Annotated in this window: 14 protein-coding genes; 5 read left to right on the top strand and 9 right to left on the bottom strand. The window is 70.5% G+C overall.

Translation table 11 applies throughout. The annotated features are described in order from the left end of the window. Nucleotides 1–56 precede the first annotated feature (56 nt). The 4 genes from ACFWP7_RS09880 to ACFWP7_RS09865 form a co-directional block, all read right to left on the bottom strand. The gene (locus tag ACFWP7_RS09880) at nt 57–1,610 is read right to left on the bottom strand and encodes a hypothetical protein (protein WP_384378818.1); all 1,554 of its coding nucleotides are present in this window, start codon (nt 1,608–1,610) and stop codon (nt 57–59) included. Beyond that, nucleotides 1,592–2,329 (bottom strand): ABC transporter ATP-binding protein, encoded by a 738-nt coding sequence (locus ACFWP7_RS09875; protein ID WP_384378815.1) that lies wholly within the window; start codon nt 2,327–2,329, stop codon nt 1,592–1,594. The genes ACFWP7_RS09880 and ACFWP7_RS09875 overlap by 19 nt, the downstream gene beginning before the upstream one ends. Before the next feature lie 212 nt (nt 2,330–2,541). Then, nucleotides 2,542–3,924 (bottom strand): aspartate aminotransferase family protein, encoded by a 1,383-nt coding sequence (locus tag ACFWP7_RS09870; protein ID WP_384378813.1) that lies wholly within the window; start codon nt 3,922–3,924, stop codon nt 2,542–2,544. Continuing rightward, the gene (locus ACFWP7_RS09865) at nt 3,909–4,424 is read right to left on the bottom strand and encodes an Lrp/AsnC family transcriptional regulator (protein ID WP_365428805.1); all 516 of its coding nucleotides are present in this window, start codon (nt 4,422–4,424) and stop codon (nt 3,909–3,911) included. Before ACFWP7_RS09865 ends, ACFWP7_RS09870 begins: the two co-directional genes overlap by 16 nt. 228 nt (nt 4,425–4,652) lie before the next feature. On the opposite strand from ACFWP7_RS09865, the gene ACFWP7_RS09860 reads away from it, so the two are divergent. Next, nucleotides 4,653–6,092 carry a gamma-aminobutyraldehyde dehydrogenase gene (locus tag ACFWP7_RS09860; protein ID WP_384378809.1) on the top strand — a complete coding sequence of 480 codons (1,440 nt, stop codon included), beginning with the start codon at nt 4,653–4,655 and terminating at the stop codon, nt 6,090–6,092. A gap of 75 nt (nt 6,093–6,167) precedes the next feature. On the opposite strand, the gene ACFWP7_RS09855 is transcribed toward ACFWP7_RS09860, so the two are convergent. Then, the gene (locus tag ACFWP7_RS09855) at nt 6,168–6,704 is read right to left on the bottom strand and encodes a hypothetical protein (RefSeq protein ID WP_384378806.1); all 537 of its coding nucleotides are present in this window, start codon (nt 6,702–6,704) and stop codon (nt 6,168–6,170) included. Nucleotides 6,705–6,823: 119 nt separating this feature from the next. On the opposite strand from ACFWP7_RS09855, the gene ACFWP7_RS09850 reads away from it, so the two are divergent. The 4 genes from ACFWP7_RS09850 to ACFWP7_RS09835 all read left to right on the top strand — a co-directional run bounded on the left by ACFWP7_RS09850 (nt 6,824) and on the right by ACFWP7_RS09835 (nt 11,182). Beyond that, nucleotides 6,824–7,480, top strand: coding sequence for a response regulator transcription factor (locus tag ACFWP7_RS09850; RefSeq protein WP_384378803.1), 657 nt, complete (start codon nt 6,824–6,826; stop codon nt 7,478–7,480). 38 nt (nt 7,481–7,518) lie between these two features. Continuing rightward, nucleotides 7,519–8,748 carry a sensor histidine kinase gene (locus ACFWP7_RS09845; protein WP_384378800.1) on the top strand — a complete coding sequence of 410 codons (1,230 nt, stop codon included), beginning with the start codon at nt 7,519–7,521 and terminating at the stop codon, nt 8,746–8,748. Nucleotides 8,749–8,830: 82 nt separating this feature from the next. Then, nucleotides 8,831–10,021 (top strand): PotD/PotF family extracellular solute-binding protein, encoded by a 1,191-nt coding sequence (locus tag ACFWP7_RS09840; protein WP_384378797.1) that lies wholly within the window; start codon nt 8,831–8,833, stop codon nt 10,019–10,021. A gap of 237 nt (nt 10,022–10,258) precedes the next feature. Further along, nucleotides 10,259–11,182 (top strand): endo-beta-N-acetylglucosaminidase H, encoded by a 924-nt coding sequence (locus tag ACFWP7_RS09835; RefSeq protein WP_384379054.1) that lies wholly within the window; start codon nt 10,259–10,261, stop codon nt 11,180–11,182. A gap of 311 nt (nt 11,183–11,493) precedes the next feature. Here the strand turns inward: ACFWP7_RS09835 and ACFWP7_RS09830 are convergent, their stop codons facing one another. The 4 genes from ACFWP7_RS09830 to ACFWP7_RS09815 form a co-directional block, all read right to left on the bottom strand. Further along, complete coding sequence (locus tag ACFWP7_RS09830; protein WP_384378794.1) at nt 11,494–14,271, bottom strand: hypothetical protein; 2,778 nt, start codon at nt 14,269–14,271, stop codon at nt 11,494–11,496. 323 nt (nt 14,272–14,594) lie between these two features. After that, nucleotides 14,595–15,122 carry an FMN-binding protein gene (locus tag ACFWP7_RS09825; protein ID WP_384378791.1) on the bottom strand — a complete coding sequence of 176 codons (528 nt, stop codon included), beginning with the start codon at nt 15,120–15,122 and terminating at the stop codon, nt 14,595–14,597. A gap of 51 nt (nt 15,123–15,173) precedes the next feature. Further along, the gene (locus ACFWP7_RS09820) at nt 15,174–16,613 is read right to left on the bottom strand and encodes a ferric reductase-like transmembrane domain-containing protein (protein WP_384378788.1); all 1,440 of its coding nucleotides are present in this window, start codon (nt 16,611–16,613) and stop codon (nt 15,174–15,176) included. Further along, the gene (locus tag ACFWP7_RS09815; RefSeq protein WP_384378785.1) at nt 16,610–17,419 is read right to left on the bottom strand and encodes an FAD:protein FMN transferase; all 810 of its coding nucleotides are present in this window, start codon (nt 17,417–17,419) and stop codon (nt 16,610–16,612) included. The genes ACFWP7_RS09820 and ACFWP7_RS09815 overlap by 4 nt, the downstream gene beginning before the upstream one ends. Nucleotides 17,420–17,491 lie beyond the last annotated feature (72 nt).

Below are 17,491 nucleotides of genomic sequence, written 5' to 3'. Positions count from 1 at the left end.
GACCGGGGGTCCGCGCGGAACTCATCGCTCGGCGCGGACTTTTCTTCTCCGGGCGGTCAGCCGACCAGGGGGAGCGCCGCGAGTTCGGCGACCGCCCAGGTCAGCGGCCCGAATACGGCGAGCAGCGCGCCCACCCGCAGGGCGGCGGCGCTCCGGAGCATGGTCGCAGGCGCGCCCAGCCGTAGCAGTGCCGCCGTGGTGTCCGCGCGCGCCTGCTTGGCCTCCAGGGCGGCCGTCGCCAGGGTCAGCAGGGTGCACCCCGCGACCACCAGGGCGCCGAGAGTGGTCAGCGGACCGAAGTCGGGGCGTGCGCCGGTGTAGAGCGTGGCCACGGCGTACCCGCCCGACGCCACCGCGCACACCACGCCGAGCGGCTGCCCGATCCGCCGCGCCTCCGCCTGCAGCACTCGCCCGGCGAGCAGCCGCACCGCGCCCGGTCGTACGGCCTGGAGCAGCCGCCCGCAGGCGTAGGTGATCGCCGGCCCGGCAAGCGCCAGGCCGACCGCGGTCAGTGCCCAGCCGGCCAGCACCCCGGCGGGGCCGCCGGCGAAACCGCCGGGCAGCGCGAGACCGGGGGCCGTGCCCGAACGGCCTGCGTACGTCTCCACGGCGAGGCCCGCCGCGAGGACGGCGGCGCCCCAGGGGAGGCCGCCCGGGGCGGTCTGGGAGGTGGGCGGGAGTCCGGGGACTTCGAGGAGCCGTGGGTCGTGGGTGCTCGTGTTCTCGTCCGGGCTCGCGTCGCTGCGAGGGCTGCCGGAGCGGTCGTATGCGGCGGCGTCGTGCGACGCGGAGGTGGCGGTGAGGTCGTACGTGTCCGCCTTCCTGGTGGTGGCGGTGAGGTCGTACGTGTCCGCCTTCCTGGTGGCGGCGCTGATGTCGTACGTGTCCGCGCCCCCGGCGGCGCCGGTGATGTCGTACGTGCCCACGTCCCCGGTGGCGTCTGGCTGAGCGTGCGTCCGCGTGCCCTTTTCGGCCTGCGGGGGGTCGGACGCGCGGCCCTTCCCCGCATGTCGAGGCGCGCGTCGGGGTGTGCGCGCCGGGGCGTTGCCCACCGCGCCCGCGCGTGCCGCGAGCCACGCGCCCCCGCGGCGTACCGTCGCGTCCCGCGGGCGCAGTACCACCGCGCTCGCAGCCGAAGCCGCCAGTGGCACCAGTGCGAGCAGGGTCAGCGCGGCGGGCAGCGGGAGAGGCTGATCCGCGGCGAGGAACTCTGCCGCCGCGCCGTCGAAGGGCATCCCCGTCAGGTCACCGCGCAGGTGCAGGAAGAAGAGCAGGGCGAGCAGTGAGCCGAGGGTGGTGGACAGGGCGGTGGTGACCGCCGCGATGGCCATCAGACGGCCGGGGCCGAGTCCGATGGCCGAGAGCCCGGGGCGTGGCCGGGTGCCCGGGTCGGTGCGGGCGACCGCGACCGCGAAGTACACGGTGGCGGCCAGCGGAGCGACGCACCAGGTCAGGCGGAGCACCGAGGCGGCCGAGGCGTCCGGATGCGCCATTGCGTACCCCAGCGTGCACAGCAGCAGGAAGCCGGTGCCCGCCGACGCGGCGGTGACCAGGAGCCGGCGCAGCTGGACGAGGGGGTCGGCCCTGCGGGCTAGACGGAGAGCGAGCACGCGGCCCGGCCTTCCGACTCGGTGACCGGCGGCAGATGGACGGTGTTCACGCGCCGCCCGTCCAGGAGCGAGACCGTGCGGTCGGCGAGCGCCGCGATCTCCGCGTCGTGTGTGGCCAGGACGACCGTGATGCCGTGCGAACGGGCCGCCGTGGTGAGCGTACGCAGCACATGGGCGCGGTCGGCGCGGTGCAGCGGGGCGGTCGGCTCGTCGGCGAAGAGCACGGTGGGCGAGGGGACGAGCGCGCGGGCGACGGCGACGCGCTGGCGCTCGGCCTGGAGCAGGTCGTGCGGGCGCTTGCGGGCGCAGTTGCCGATGTCGAGGCGCTCCAGCCACTCCAGGGCTGCGGTCTTGGCGGCCCGGCGGCCGCAGCCGCGGAGCATCAGCGGCAGCGCGGCGTTCTCCCAGGCGTTCAGCTCGGGGACGAGGACCGGACTCGGGTCGATCCAGCCGAAGCGGTCGCGACGCAGCCGTTCGCGGGTGAGCGGGCCCATGGTGTGCACGGGCGTGCTGTTGAACCAGATCTCGCCCTGGTCCGGGAGGAGCTGGCCCGCCAGGCACCGCAGCAGCGTTGTCTTGCCGCTGCCGCGCGGGCCGCCGACGGCGAGGATCTCGCCCTCCCGGACGCCGAGCGAGACACCGCTGAGCGCGGGCGAGCCGTTGTGCTTGACGTGCAGGGCGCGTGCCCAGATCACGTCGTTGTCAGGCGGGGCCACCATCGCGTACACCTCGGTTCAGATCTGATTTGCCTTGCCAAGTCCCCCGGTCGGGGGAACGAAGGCAGGGCCGATCGGTCACTGGGCACGCTAGGTAGTCGGGGCCGGGAGGCCGGACAGCACGCGGCCCCGGGCGGCCCATTCTCACTCGAACGGGCGGCACCGGGGCCGGTGTTGATCACAGGATCACAAGGATCCGGGGACCGGGGCGCGGCTCAGAGCTTCGTCCACGCCTCCGTCAGCACCTGACGGACGATCCCCTCGATCTCGTCGAAGGTCGACTGGTCGGCGATCAGCGGCGGCGACAGCTGGATGACCGGGTCACCGCGGTCGTCGGCGCGGCAGTAGAGGCCGTACTCGAAGAGCTTCTTGGAGACGAAGCCGTAGAGCACGCGCTCCGACTCCTCGTCGGTGAAGGTCTCCTTGGTGGCCTTGTCCTTCACGAGCTCGATGCCGTAGAAGAAGCCGTTGCCGCGGACGTCGCCGACGATCGGCAGGTCGTGCAGCTTCTGCAGGGTCTGCAGGAAGTTCGCCTCGTTGTCCAGCACGTGCTGGTTGAGGCCCTCGCGCTCGAAGATGTCGAGGTTGGTGAGCGCCACGGCCGCGGAGACCGGGTGGCCGCCGAAGGTGTAGCCGTGCAGGAAGGTGTTGTCGCCCTGGTAGAACGGCTCGGCGATGCGGTCCGAGATGACGGTGGCGCCGATCGGGGAGTAGCCCGAGGTCATGCCCTTGGCGCAGGTGATGATGTCCGGGATGTAGTCGAACTTGTCGCAGGCGAACATCGTGCCGAGGCGGCCGAAGGCGCAGATGACCTCGTCGGAGACGAGCAGCACGTTGTACTTGTCGCAGATCTCGCGGACGCGCTGGAAGTAGCCGGGGGGCGGCGGGAAGCAGCCGCCCGCGTTCTGCACCGGCTCCAGGAAGACCGCGGCGACGGTCTCGGGGCCCTCGAAGAGGATCTCCTGCTCGATCTGGTCGGCGGCCCAGCGGCCGAAGGCCACCGGGTCGTCGCCGTGGATCGAGGCGCGGTAGATGTTGGTGTTCGGCACCTTGTGCGCGCCGGGGACCAGCGGCTCGAAGGGGGCCTTCAGGGCCGGCAGGCCGGTGATGGACAGGGCGCCCTGCGGGGTGCCGTGGTAGGCGACCGCGCGTGAGATGACCTTGTACTTCGTGTGGTTGCCGGTGAGCTTGTGGTACTGCTTCGCCAGCTTCCACGCGGTCTCGACGGCCTCGCCGCCGCCGGTGGAGAAGAACACCTTGTTCAGGTCGCCCGGCGCGTAGTGCGCGAGGCGCTCGGCGAGCTCCACGGCCTTGGGGTGGGCGTAGGACCAGATCGGGAAGAAGGCCAGCTGCTGCGCCTGCTTGAACGCCGTCTCCGCGAGTTCCGTGCGGCCGTGGCCCGCCTGGACCACGAACAGGCCCGCGAGACCGTCGAGGTAGCGCTTGCCCTTGTCGTCGTAGATGTAGGTGCCCTCACCACGCACGATGGTGGGAACGGGCGCGTTCTCGTACGAGGACATGCGGGTGAAGTGCATCCACAGGTGGTCGTACGCGGTCTTGCTGAGGTCCTTGGTGCTCACGGCTATCGGGTTCCCCACATGTAGGTCTGTTTCTTGAGCTTCAGGTAGACGAAGCTCTCGGTGGAGCGCACGCCGGGGAGGGCCCGGATGCGTTTGTTGATGACGTCCAGCAGGTGGTCGTCGTCCTCGCAGACGACTTCTACGAGGAGGTCGAACGAGCCCGCGGTCATCACCACGTACTCGACTTCCGGCATCGCGGTCAGGGCGTCGGCCACCGGCTCCAGATCACCCTCCACGTTGATGCCCACCATCGCCTGCCTGCGGAAACCCACGGTGAGCGGGTCCGTGACGGCGACGATCTGCATCACGCCCTGGTCGAGGAGCTTCTGGACGCGCTGACGCACGGCCGCCTCGGAGAGGCCGACGGCCTTGCCGATCGCGGCGTACGGGCGGCGTCCGTCCTGCTGGAGCTGCTCGATGATCGCGAGGGAGACGGTGTCCAACGAGGGACTGCCGTTCCTGGACTCGCGGGAGTCCCTGGGGTCTGCGCTTCGACTGGCCACGGCTTCACTCTGCACGACGTCTCGACGGATCCGCAAGGTCGCTGCGATGAAATTCGTTGTTTAGGGGTCCTAGTCTTGCGGATTTCGCAGTTCTGGGCCGATCGGGGGTGTTGAAAACGTGGGTGCACGGATTAGGGTGGGTGTCTCAGTGAATGGACATCCGACGTCACCTGAGGTCATGGATGTCCGCAATCATCCGAAGTCATCCGAAGTCAATGGACACCTGAACCTGGAGGGCCGGCAGTGAGCACCGAGCTGCGTCGTCTGCGCAACTACATCGATGGTGAGTTCCGGGACGCCGCCGACGGGCGGACCACCGAGGTCGTCAACCCCGTGACCGGCGCTGCGTACGCGACGGCGCCGCTGTCCGGCCAGGCGGACGTGGACGCCGCGATGGCGGCCGCCGCCGCGGCCTTCCCGGCCTGGCGCGACCAGACGCCGTCGGAGCGTCAGCGCGCGCTCCTCAAGATCGCGGACGCGTTCGAGGAGCGTGCCGAGGAGCTGATCGCGGCCGAGGTGGAGAACACCGGCAAGCCGATCGGGCTGACCCGCTCCGAGGAAATCCCGCCGATGGTCGACCAGATCCGCTTCTTCGCGGGCGCCGCCCGGATGCTGGAGGGGCGCAGCGCCGGCGAGTACATGGAGGGCCTGACCTCCATCGTCCGCCGCGAGCCGATCGGGGTCTGCGCGCAGGTCGCGCCGTGGAACTACCCGATGATGATGGCGGTGTGGAAGTTCGCCCCCGCGCTCGCGGCCGGCAACACGGTTGTCCTGAAGCCGTCGGACACGACTCCCGCCTCCACCGTCCTGATCGCCGACATCATCGGCTCGATCCTGCCCAAGGGCGTTTTCAACGTCGTCACCGGCGACCGCGACACCGGCCGCCTGATGGTCGAGCACCACACCCCGGCGATGGCCTCCATCACGGGCTCCGTGCGCGCGGGCATGTCGGTCGCCGAGTCGGCGTCCAAGGACCTGAAGAGGGTTCACCTGGAGTTGGGTGGTAAGGCGCCGGTCGTCGTCTTCGAGGACACCGACATCGCCAAGGCCGTCGAGGACATCTCGGTGGCGGGCTTCTTCAACGCGGGCCAGGACTGTACGGCCGCCACCCGCGTGCTGGTCCAGGAGACCATCCACGACGAGTTCGTGGCCGCGCTCGCCAAGGCCGCCGCCGAGACGAAGACCGGGCAGCCGGACGACGAGGACGTGCTGTACGGCCCGCTGAACAACCCCAACCAGCTCAAGCAGGTCTCCGGGTTCATCGAGCGGCTCCCCGCCCACGCCAAGGTCGAGACGGGCGGCCACCGGGTCGGCGAGGTCGGCTTCTTCTACGCGCCGACCGTCGTGTCCGGTCTGAAGCAGGACGACGAGATCATCCAGAACGAGGTCTTCGGTCCGGTCATCACCGTCCAGTCCTTCACGGACGAGGCGCAGGCCATCGAGTGGGCCAACGGCGTCGAGTTCGCCCTCGCCTCCTCGGTGTGGACGAAGGACCACGGACGGGCGATGCGGCTGTCGAAGTCCCTCGACTTCGGCTGCGTGTGGATCAACACCCACATCCCGCTGGTCGCCGAGATGCCGCACGGCGGCTTCAAGAAGTCCGGCTACGGCAAGGACCTTTCGGCGTACGGGTTCGAGGACTACACGCGGATCAAGCACGTGATGACGTCGCTGGACGCGTAGCACGAACACATCAAGTGCGCGGCCCCGGACGGGAGTTGATCCGTCCGGGGCCGCGCCCTTCCCCCTCCGTGATGGTCAGGCGTTCTTGGTGGCGCCGGTCAGTGAGGGGAGGCCCTCGGGGGCGCCGGGCTCGATGCGCTCGCCTTTGCCCTTGCCGGGCCGGCCCGGGCGGCCGGGCAGGCTGCCGGGCGTGGCCGGGAAGGTGATGCCGGCTTCCTTCAGGAGCGGCGCGCACTTCTTGACCGCGGCGCGGTACTTCTTCGTGACCGGGTTGAAGTCGCCGCCCTTCAACTTCACCTGCAGACGGACCGATCCGTCGTCGGCCTTGACCGCGTGGAAGTCGGGGAACTGCTGCTGGCCCTCGCCGCGCATGCAGCGGGCGAACGCCTTGTTGGCCTCGTTGACATCGTCCGGGGCGTCGTCGGTCGGGGCGTACGCCACCCCGATGCTGCCGGCTCCGATGGGAGGCCGGTCGGTGCCGGGCGAGGCGCTTGGTGTGCCGGACGGTTCGGACGCCGTGGCCGCCGACGCGGTGACCGTTCCGAGCGTGACGGCGGTGATCAGGGCGCAGGCCAGGACGAGACGCCGGGGCCGGTTCGCCAGTGCGGACATGTGGGTTCTCCTGTCGTGGTACTGGTGCTTGCCTCCTCCACACAAGCCCGCGGGCGGTAACGGCACGGGAACGGCCGGGCTTATGCCTGTGTAACCGCCGCGTCGGCACACTGACCGGCATGCGTGTGCTGGTGGTCGAGGATCACGAAGAACTCGCCGAGACCGTCGCAGGGGGACTGCGCCGCCACGGGATGGCGGTCGACCTCGCGTTCGACGGTCCTACGGCGCTGGAGCGCGCCCAGGTCAACGGCTACGACGTCGTCGTACTCGACCGCGACCTGCCCGGGATGCACGGCGACCAGGTGTGCCGGACGCTGGCCGCCGAGGGTGGCAGAGCCCGGGTGCTGATGCTCACGGCGGCCGGGACGGTGGCCGACCGGGTCATGGGCCTCGGCCTCGGGGCCGACGACTACCTGCCCAAGCCGTTCGCGTTCACCGAACTCGTCGCACGGATCAGGGCGTTGGCGCGCCGTTCGCAGCCCGCGCTGCCGCCGGTCCTGGTCCGTGGCGAGCTGCGGCTGGACCCGGCGCGGCGGCAGGCGACCCGCGAGGGCACGGAACTCGCCCTCAGCCCGAAGGAGTTCGCGGTGCTGGAGATGCTGCTCGGCGCGCAGGGAGCCGTCGTGTCGACCGAGGAGCTGCTGGAGCGGGCGTGGGACGAGGCGGCCGATCCGTTCACCCATACCGTGAAGGTGACGGTGAGCCGGTTGCGGCGGAAGCTGGGGGAGCCGGGGGTCATCGAGACGGTCGAGCGGGCGGGGTACCGGATCCTATGAAGTTTGCTCCGCATCCGACGAAGGCCCCTTCGCGTGCCTTGCGCCTCCGGTCGCTTCCGGCGTTCCCCTGCGGCCTTCGGGGACCGCGCACCATCCGATGGCGGCTCACGCTGCTCTACGGCGCGCTGTTCGCGGTGGCCGGGGCGGCCCTGCTGGCCTTCACCTACGTGCTCGTCGCCACCACCGAGCCGTCTCTCACGGGCGGCTCGCCCGGTCCGGTGTCGCTGGACGGTACCGGTGGGCCCGCGGGCCCGGACGCGCCGCCGCAGGATCCGGCGAAGATCGCCGCCTACGTCGAGGGACGTCTCTCGGTGCTGCGTGCCGAGCAACTGCACCAGTTCCTCATCGAGTCGGCGGTCGCGCTTGCGGTGATGACCGTGGTCTCGGTGGCCCTGGGCCGGCTGATGGCCGGACGGGTACTGGCGCCGCTCCGTACGATGACCGCCGCCGCCCGTCGTATCTCGGCGGACAACCTGCACGAGCGGCTCGCCGTGCCCGGTCCCGACGACGAGCTGAAGGCGATGGCCGACACCTTCGACGCCGTCCTGGGCCGTGTCGAGGGAGCGTTCGAGGCGCAGAAGCAGTTCGTCGCCAACGCCTCGCACGAGCTGCGCACCCCGCTCACCCTCCAGCAGGCGATCGTGGATGTCGCGCTCGACGATCCGGACGCCTCGGTGGAGAGTCTGCGGGCCGCGTGTCTGCGGATGCGGGCCGCGGGGCAGGAGCAGGAGCGGCTGATCGAGACGCTGCTGACCCTGGCGCGCAGCCAACGGGGGCTCCAGCGGCGGGAGTTCGTCGACCTCGCGGAGGTCGTACGGGCGCGGTTGCCCGAGGGCGGGCCGCGGATGGAGACCGATCTCGGCCCCGCCCCCGTACTCGGGGATCCGCAGTTGATCGAGCGCCTGGTCGTCAACCTCGCCGACAACGCCGTACGGCACAACCACCCGGAGGGTGAGGAGAGCTGGGTCCGTGTGTGGACCGGGCTCGACGGCGGGCGCCCGGTCCTGCGGATCGCCAACAGCGGTCCGGTGATCCCGCCCGGCCAGATGTCCGGGCTCTTCCAGCCGTTCCGCCGCCTGGGCGCCGAACGCCTCGGGAGGCGCGACGGGCTTGGCCTCGGCCTGTCGATCGTCGCGGCCGTGGTCGCCGCGCACGGTGGCACGGTCGAGGCGTGGTCGCGCCCGGAGGGCGGGCTGAGCGTGCGGGTCGGCTTTCCGCCGGGTGTGCCCGTTCGGCCGGTGTCCGCCGCCGTCGGCCGTACGAAGTGATCGACAGGGTGTCGGTTCGGCGCGCGAGCGCTCGACGCAGCGTCCATTGTCCCGGCCGGGCCGGGGGCGGGATGCTGCCCGGGTGCCCGTGAACCGGAAGACCTCACCGCTGCCCCGCCGGTCACTGCTGCGCGCCCTGGGCGGTGGCGCGGCCCTCGGCGCCCTGGCGGGGTGCGGGGTGCCCGCCGCGTACGTGTCGCCGGGGGACCGGGCAGGCGCCGACCTCTCTGCCCGCGACAAGCGGCTGACGTGGGCGAACTGGCCGCTGTACATCGACACTGACGACGAGGACACGACGAGGCGGCCGACCCTGGACGCCTTCGAGAAGAGCACCGGGATCTCGGTCGACTACGTCGAGGAGATCAATGACAACGACGAGTTCTTCGGCAAGATCAGCCCGTCCCTGATGAACCATCAGCAGACCGGCCGCGACCTGATCGTCATCAGCGACTGGATGTGCGCACGCTTCGTCCGCCTCGGCTGGGTCCAGGAGATGGACCGGGCGAATCAGCCGAACGTCACCAAGTACCTTGACCCGCTGCTGCGTTCGCCCGCCTTCGACCCCGGTCGCAGATCCACCGTGCCGTGGCAGTCGGGGATCACCGGCATCGCGTACAACCGTCGCAGGGGCGGTCGCGAGATCGCACACGTCTCCGACCTGTGGGCGGACGACCTGAAGGGCCGGGTCACCCTTCTCTCCGGCCTCGACGAGGCCTTCGCGCTGCTGATGCAGGGCAACGGCGTCGACATCACCAAGTGGACGGCGGACGACTTCCACCAGGTCTGCGACCAGGTCGAGAAGTACGTGCACAACGGCCAGATCCGGCGCTTCACCGGCAACGACTACATCAAGGACCTCTCCAGCGGCGACGTCCTCGCCTGCCAGGCGTACTCCGGCGACGTGATCCAACTCCAGGCCGACGACCCCGACATCCGCTTCGTCGTCCCCGAGGAGGGCGCCGAACTGTGGGCAGAATCCCTGATGATCCCCAACCTGGCCCGTCACAAGGCCAACGCGGAGAAACTCGTCGACCACTACTACCAGCCCGAGGTCGCCGCCGAACTGGCCGCCTGGGTCAACTACGTCTGCCCCGTCCCCGCCGCCCAGGACGTCCTCGCCTCCTCCAAGGACGAGGACACCGCCGCCCTCGCCGAGGACCCGCTGATCTTCCCGGACACCACCATGCGCAGGCGGCTCGCGATCGCGCGCGACATCGAGTCCTCGGAACGTACGGAGTTCGCACAGCGGTGGAACGCGATCGCGGGGCTGTAGTGGGGGCGGGGCTGTGTTTGGAGAGGAGCCGCTGACCGCTCGCTCTCGGTGCGGCAGCGTAGCGTTCCAGCAACTCCCTTGCCGGGGCTCAGGGTTACGGTGCGACGTGCGTGGGAGTCGTGAAGAGTTCTCGCATGGTTCTGGGGATTCGGTCACGGGAACGGAAAGATCGGGGGGCTTACTCGGCGCTCGCGAACAGGTCGGGCGCCGCTCCATGCGATGGGAGACCGATCAACGATGTTCACTCCGGTGCGGAGCAGAGTACGGACGGCCGCGCTCGCGCTCATGGCCGTTACGGCCCTCGCCTTCGGCGCGACCACCACGACCGGCGCGGCAGCGGCCCCCGCCGCCGCTGCCGCGAAACAAGGACCGACCTCGGTGGCGTACGTCGAGGTCAACAACAACAGCATGCTGAACGTCGGCAAGTACACCCTCGCCAACGGCGGCGGCAACGTCTTCGACGTCGCCGTGATCTTCGCGGCGAACATCAACTACGACACGGGCACGAAGGCGGGGACCCTGTACTTCAACGAGAACGTGCAACGCGTCCTCGACAACGCCGCCACGCAGATACGGCCGTTGCAGCAGAAGGGCATCAAGGTCGTCCTCTCGGTGCTCGGCAACCACCAGGGCGCGGGCTTCGCCAACTTCCCGTCCCAGCAGGCGGCTTCGGCGTTCGCGAAACAACTGTCGGACACCGTGGCCAAGTACGGCCTCGACGGCATCGACTTCGACGACGAGTACGCCGACTACGGCAACAACGGCACCGGCCAACCCAACGCCAGCTCGTTCGTGTACCTGGTGTCGGCACTGCGCGCCAACATGCCGGACAAGATCATCAGCCTCTACAACATCGGCCCGGCCGCGTCGCGCCTGTCCTACGGCGGCGTCGACGTCTCGTCCAAGTTCGACTACGCCTGGAACCCCTACTACGGCACCTGGCAGGTCCCCGGCATCGCACTGCCCAAGTCGAAGCTGTCGCCGGCGGCCGTCCAGATCGGCGGGACCTCGCAGAGCACGGCCGCCGCCCTCGCCCGCCGCACGGTCAGTGAGGGGTACGGCGTCTATCTGACGTACAACCTCGACGGCGCCGATCGCAGCGCCGATGTCTCCGCGTTCACCAGGGAGCTGTACGGCAGTGACGCCGTCTACGCGCCGTAGGCCGACCACCCTCCCCGGCGTCCGGTGCCCCCTCGGGGCTTGCTGCATCCCGTAGGGCCGCGCCCCGGGCAGGCCACGCTTTCGACAACGATGTCGGAGGCGCGGTCGCCACAGGTACCGTGACCTGCGCTGTACCAAAGTGCCAACTGTCTCTCTGATTCTGTGCTTCCGGTAGCTGAAGCCAGTTGGCATCAGCGCAGGTCGCGAACGCCGCCCGATGCCAACTAGCAATCTTCGTCACATTGTGTGACCGAGTGACAGCAATGACCCCCCACGGACGTACGTGGGGGGTCATTGCTCACCTCGTCCGTCTACGGCGCGTCCACCACCGTGCCCGGGACCACCTGGCTGCCGGGAAGCGGCACACCGTCGTAGTCGGTCACCGCGAGGCGTACCGACTCGGCCGGCTCGGCCACCTGGTCCTTCACCGTCGGCACGGTGAACTCGGTGCTGGTGGTGCCGGCGGGGATGGTCGCGTACACCCACTGGATCACCTGGGAGAGGGGACGCTCCGGGTCGGGGAGCTCACCGACGAGGTCCATCAGCCACTGCGGGTCCACGTCCTTGGTGGACAGCTCGGCGCCCTCCGTGACCGGGAACGCCAGGACCGGCTGCCAGATGTCCACGTCGGCGGGCGCGGAGAGGGTGAGCCGCCAGGTCAGCGTGTCTCCCTCGGTCCCCTGGTCCTTGACCGGGGTCAGGCCGAGGGTGGGCTCAGGGTCGTCGTTCTGCGCGGTGACCCCGCCCCGGTAGGAGCCGATGACGGCGCCGCGTACGGCCTTCGCGAGGACGTCGTACTGCTCGTCGTAGTTGAAGCGCGTGTTGCCCTTCACCTCGATGGGCACGTCGACGGCGTTGCTGCCGGGCTTCACCGTGACCAGTCTGCTCGTGGACTCCCGGGTGTCGGGGTCGACGACAGCGATGCGGACCTTGCCACTGCCGTGCCCGGAGACCTGCACCGGGACGTGGTAGGTCTGGGTGCCGGAGTCGCCCTCCTTGACGGTGAGCCGGCCGATGTCGACGCGTGGCAGCGCCGCCGCCCTGACCGCCGGGGTACCGGGAGCCCAGCCCCAGGCGTCCATCAGCCAGGCCTGTCCGGACCCTGAACGCGGAGTCAGCTCAAGGGACTTGATGTGTTTCAGATCCAGTCCGGCGCGGGTGGCCGCGGTCAGCGGGACGCGCAGTTCGCGCGCCCAGTAGGAGGACGTGCGCGCGCTGCCCGGCAGCCCGTCGACCCGGACCTGGCCGAGCTCGGCCCGGCGGCCGGAGGAGTCGGTGACGGTCACGTCCAGCTTGGTGCCGGTGGTGTTCGGAGGCACGAACACGCGCAGCGCCAGGCTCTTGGCACCGGAGAGGGACACCGGAGCGGCGGGGGAGATCCTGGTCGCGGTGCCCGGCGCCGACCACTTCAGCGCAACCGCGCCGCGGCCGGCCTCCTTGGTCGTGAACCACCACGGGAAGTGCGGCGACGAACCCTCGGCGTCCGGGGGCAGACAGGCCACCGCCGGGTCGGGATCGAGCGCCGCGCACAGCCTGCCGCCGGTCACCTTCACCGGGGCGTCGGGCAGGAAGCCGCCCGTACGGCGGGCGCCGACCGCGTGGGTCAGCACGCGGGCCGGGTCGGCGGACGGGGCGCGCCTGCCCGTGCCGTCCAGCAACGGGCGCACCCGGTCGTCGCCGGCGACGAACAGCCGGGCCGCGGCGGCGATGTAGGTGGAGCCCGCCTTGTGCTGCTGGTCGGCGGTCAGCCGGGTGCTGGTACCCGGGGAGCACACCGGGTCGGGCTCGTCCTCCTCGAACTCCCAGAAGTCGTCCCAGGAGGGCGCCACGGACTTGCCCGGCGTCCACTCGGTGTTGAAGAAGTTGTGGTTGGCGCCGACCACGTAGACGGCGCTGTGCAGGGCGGTGCCCTGGCTGACCCCGCGCGTCCCGTCGACGTACACCTCGCCCTGGAGGTCGGAGACGTCGCCGTCGCAGCCGGGGAGGATCGTCGCGGACGGCACGTCGGCTACCGGATTCTGGCCGAAGATCGTAGGTCCGATGAGGACGGTCCCGCGGATCTTCCAGCGCACCGGGCCCTTGTAGCCGTCCTGTGCGGCGGGCGGCGGGTAGAAGCTGTCCAGGGCCGCCCGGTTGACGCCCTCGCCGCCTCGCGAGTGGCCGACGAGCAGGACCTGGGAGAGGTCGGCCTTCGCCGCGCCGGGCACGCCCGCGGGGGCGGTGGCCGGATTGGCGGCCCAGCCGGCCCACTTGGCGAGGTGCTGTCGCACCAGCGAGGAGCGCGCCTGCGCACCGCCGTCCTCGGCCTCCCCGTCCTGGCCGTTGATGCCGTTCGCGGAGATCGACACCGTCACATAGCCCTGGGAGGCCAGCAGCTTCTGGTCCTGCAGATAGCCCTTGTGGCTCGGGATCGGCTCCGTGCCGGCCGAGCAGGGCCACTCAAGGTCCCAGTCGTCCTCGGTCCCGCCCGGCTTGAAGCAGGTGGGGTGGCGGCCGTGCAGGAAGAGCGCGAGGGGCCGCTTGCCGGTGGCGCCCTTGGGCGCGACGACGACGGCCTCCATCTCGACCGGCGCGGCGAAACCGGGCAGCTTCACCGGGTCGAGGTCGTACTCGCCGGTGACCGTGGAGTACGAGCCCGGCTTGCCGGGGTCCACGGAGTTCGCCGGGAGCTGGGCGAGGGGCTGGACGGCCGCCGGGGAGTTGGTCGCCTTCGTGCCGGTGCTGTCGGCGGGCGCGTCCAACCGGCGTCCGCTCGCCAGGACTTGGAGGTCCTTGAGTGGCGTGGCCCGGTTGACGGCGAGTCGGAACGTGCGGCCGTCCTTGGCCGGTTTCGGTACGCCGAGCAGTCGGCCGTCCGCGTGGAACTCGACACGGGCGTCGCCCGCTGGCACGGGCCTGTCCGACCGCCAGACCAGCTCCCGCGTGCCGCCCTCCCCGGTGACGCGCCAGCCCGGCGGCAGTCCGCTGTCGGCGCTCGCCGTCAACGGCGTTGCCTGGGACGGCTGTTGGGCCTGGGCCAGTCCCGGTGAGCCCGCCAGGGCCGCGAGCACGGCCACGGCGGTGACACCTATTCGCCGCGTTCGGTTCAAGGGTCCCTCCTCGCACTTGGAGCGAGGGCGTCCCGTCCGTCCCGAGAGCCCTTCACGCCTCGTAAGGAAGCGAATCGGGGCTTGTGGGTTGCCTGTGCCGGGGAAGTGCCTCCGGGCAGGGTATGAATCAGGTCACGGGGACCGTCCAGCCATCGGACAGGAATCAGGTCACGGGGACTGTCTGGCCACCGGACAGGAATCAGGTCACGGGGACTGTCTGGCCACCGGACAGGAATCAAGTCAGGGGGACTGCCTGGCCACCGGACAGGAATCGGGGCACTGTCACCGTCCAGCCATCGGACGCATCGGATTACCGGGACCCTCTAGCCGTCGAAGCCGCCGCCGCCTCCGAATCCGCCGCCGTGCCCGCGCTCCTCGGATTCGGTCGGCGCCGTGGTGGGGGCCGTGGAGCCGTCGGCGGCGGTGAAACCGGCCTTGTCGAGGGCGGACTGGAGGGACGCGGCATAGCTCTGGCTGGTATAGGTCGCGCCGCTGACCGAGTCGATCGCGGCGCTCTGCTTGGACAGCGCGCTCTCCCGCAGGGCCGGTACCGCGCCGTTGCTGATCTGCACCGACTGCGGTTCGTTGCCGGGGATCTGGAGCGGCTTGACGTCGGTGATCTTCCCGCCCTCGATGGTGACTTGAACCTGCGTGTTGCCGAACTGGGTGCTGATGACAGCGCCGGTGGCGGTGGTGGTGGTGCCGCTCTTCGAGACGGTCGCGTCCTGACTCGCCGTCGAGGAGGACGAAGAGGATGACGCGACGGTCGGGACGGCCTCGTGGGGCTTGAACATCAGCACGCCGGTGGTGCCGACAACGGTCGCGACCAGGACGATCGGGGCACGTCGCATGGGGTCCTCCAGAGATGGCCGAGGCTGCCGCCAATACGGGCGGTCAGTACGTCAGAACGCGAAGTCCTCGTGGTGGATGTGGAGTTCGGGCACCCCGGCGCCACGGGCGGCGGAGATGACCGTACGGGTGAACTGGTCGGGGCCGCAGACGAAGACGTCCCGGCCGGCGATGTCGGGGACGAGGGTGTGCAGGGCCGCCGCGTTCAGATGAACGGCCTCCCGCGGCCCGGTCAACGCGTGCAGCAGACCGCGACGTTTGCCGACCAGACGTTCGAACTCGTCCAGGTGCGCGATGTCTTCGGAGTGCCTGCCGCGCAGCAGGACGACGACGTGGGTGTCCCGGGGTAGGTCGTCGAGGAGGGCACGGATGGGCGTCGTACCCACACCGGCGCCGACGAGCAGGACGTTCCGGGACTGCCGTGCGTCGGCGGTGAAGACCCCGTAGGGGCCCTCGAACGCCACCCTGGTGCCCGGGGTGAGCCGGGACAGGGCCGTGCTGTGGTCACCCAACTCCTTCACCGTGATCCGGAGATGGTCTGCCTGAGGGGTGGCCGACAGGGAGTAGGGGTGGGCCTGCCACCACAGCTCACGGCGCAGGAAGCGCCACATCATGAACTGTCCGCCGGCCGTGGGCAGCCGCTCCAGATGCCGCCCGCTGAGCACGATGGACCAGGTGTTGGGCCCTGCGGGAGACACCTGGGCGACGCGCAGGTCGTGCCGTACGGACCGCCACAGCGGTAGCCCCACCCGGAAGGCGAGTACGACGATCAGTGCGCCCACCCACAGCGAGGTCCACCAGGCCGTGGCCAGGGAGTGCCCCACGAACGGCGCACCGGTGTCGACCTGGTGGACGAACGAGAGGCCCAGGCCCAGGTAGGTGTAGAGGTGGACGGCCCACCAGGTCTCGTATCGCATCCGGCGTCGTGCCCGCCGGTAGGAGGTGACCCCGGCGGCCAGCAGCAGGGCGCTGCCGACGGTGGCCGACAGAATGCCCGGGTAGGTCCACAGCAACTGGCCGATCTCCGCAAGGATTCCCGTCTTCGCCGCGCGCGCATATCCGACGGTGATCAGTACGGCGTGCGCCAGCAGGAGGTAGAGGCCCCAGGGAGCGGTGCGCCGGTGCCAGACGATCAACCGGTCCTGGCCCAGGGCGCGTTCCAGCGGCGGGATGCGTGCCGAGAGGAGCACGATGATGACCATGGCGTAGCCGCTGAGCATCCCGGTGACGCGGCCGAGCGCGGTGGCGATGCCGCCCGGGGCGTGCAGTGCGCTGACGGTCTGGGCGCCGATGCCCAGCGCGAGTGAGATGCCGAGGCCGAGACCGGTGGCCGCGGCCAGCGCGTCGACGACCAGGGGGCGGCGGGGGGCGGGCAGCCTGCGGCGTACCCGCCCGGTGCGCCGTGACGACGGAGGAGCCGAAGGAGGGGGCCAGTTGCGCGGGCGGACGGGAGGCTTGGGAGGGGGCTGCCGGGAGATGCGGGGAGCGGTCATGGCGACTCCTCGGCTCTGTCGGCCAGGGGGAAGCCCGGAGTGAGATACACGCGTTCGTCGTCCTGCACCGTCATGGCCTCGTATCCGTCGAGGCTCAGCGTCCAGTCGGCGGCCTTGCGCCCCATGGCGAAGGCCGCGGTCGCGTACGCGTCGGCGGTGCCCAGGTCGGGGCCGCACACGGTGACGGACAGCAGCCCGGCGGGGTGGGCGCGGGCGTGCGGGTCGACGATGTGCTCGCCGCGCTCGTACGTTCCCGAGGTCGCCACCGCGAGCCCGTTCGCGTGCACCACCCCGGCCAGCGCGCCGCGGTCGCTCGGGTGCTGGATCCCGATGCGCCAGGGCAGTCCGGCCTCGCGGCTGCCGCGGCTCACGACGTCGCCGCCGGCCGTCAGACAGAAGTCGGTGATGCCCCAGGCCACCAGCGCGTCGGCGGCCCGCTGCACCGACCAGCCCTTCACCAGGGCGGACGGATCCAAGGACCCTGTCGCCCATACGTCGAAGTACCCGTCCGTCTCCTTGCGGAGTTCCTCGCACCTCTCCAACACCCACGCCACCTCGGCGTTGGTGTGCCTGGGTGACAACTCCCCTCGTCCGATACGGGAGATGGCACTGTCCGGCCGGTAGGTACTGAAGAGGGCGTCGACTTCGTGCAGCCAGCGCACCACCCTGCCCGTACCCGAAGCGGCCTTCTCCTTGCGGCAGTTGCGCAGGTCGATGGAGACCACGGTGCCCATGACGTGTTCCACATGGACGTGCCGAGCAGGCAGGCCGGTCGCGAGGTCCGTATGGCCTTGAAGTCTTGTCATGGGGCTCCTTGGGAGCTGACGGTGGTCTGCGCTCACCTTCCCGAGCGGACCTCTCAGTTCCCTCTCAGGTCA

This window comes from Streptomyces sp. NPDC058470 (assembly GCF_042721055.1).
Lineage (GTDB): Bacteria > Actinomycetota > Actinomycetes > Streptomycetales > Streptomycetaceae > Streptomyces.
Note: the sequence above shows the minus strand (reverse complement) of the source record. Positions and strands in the feature narration are given on the sequence as shown.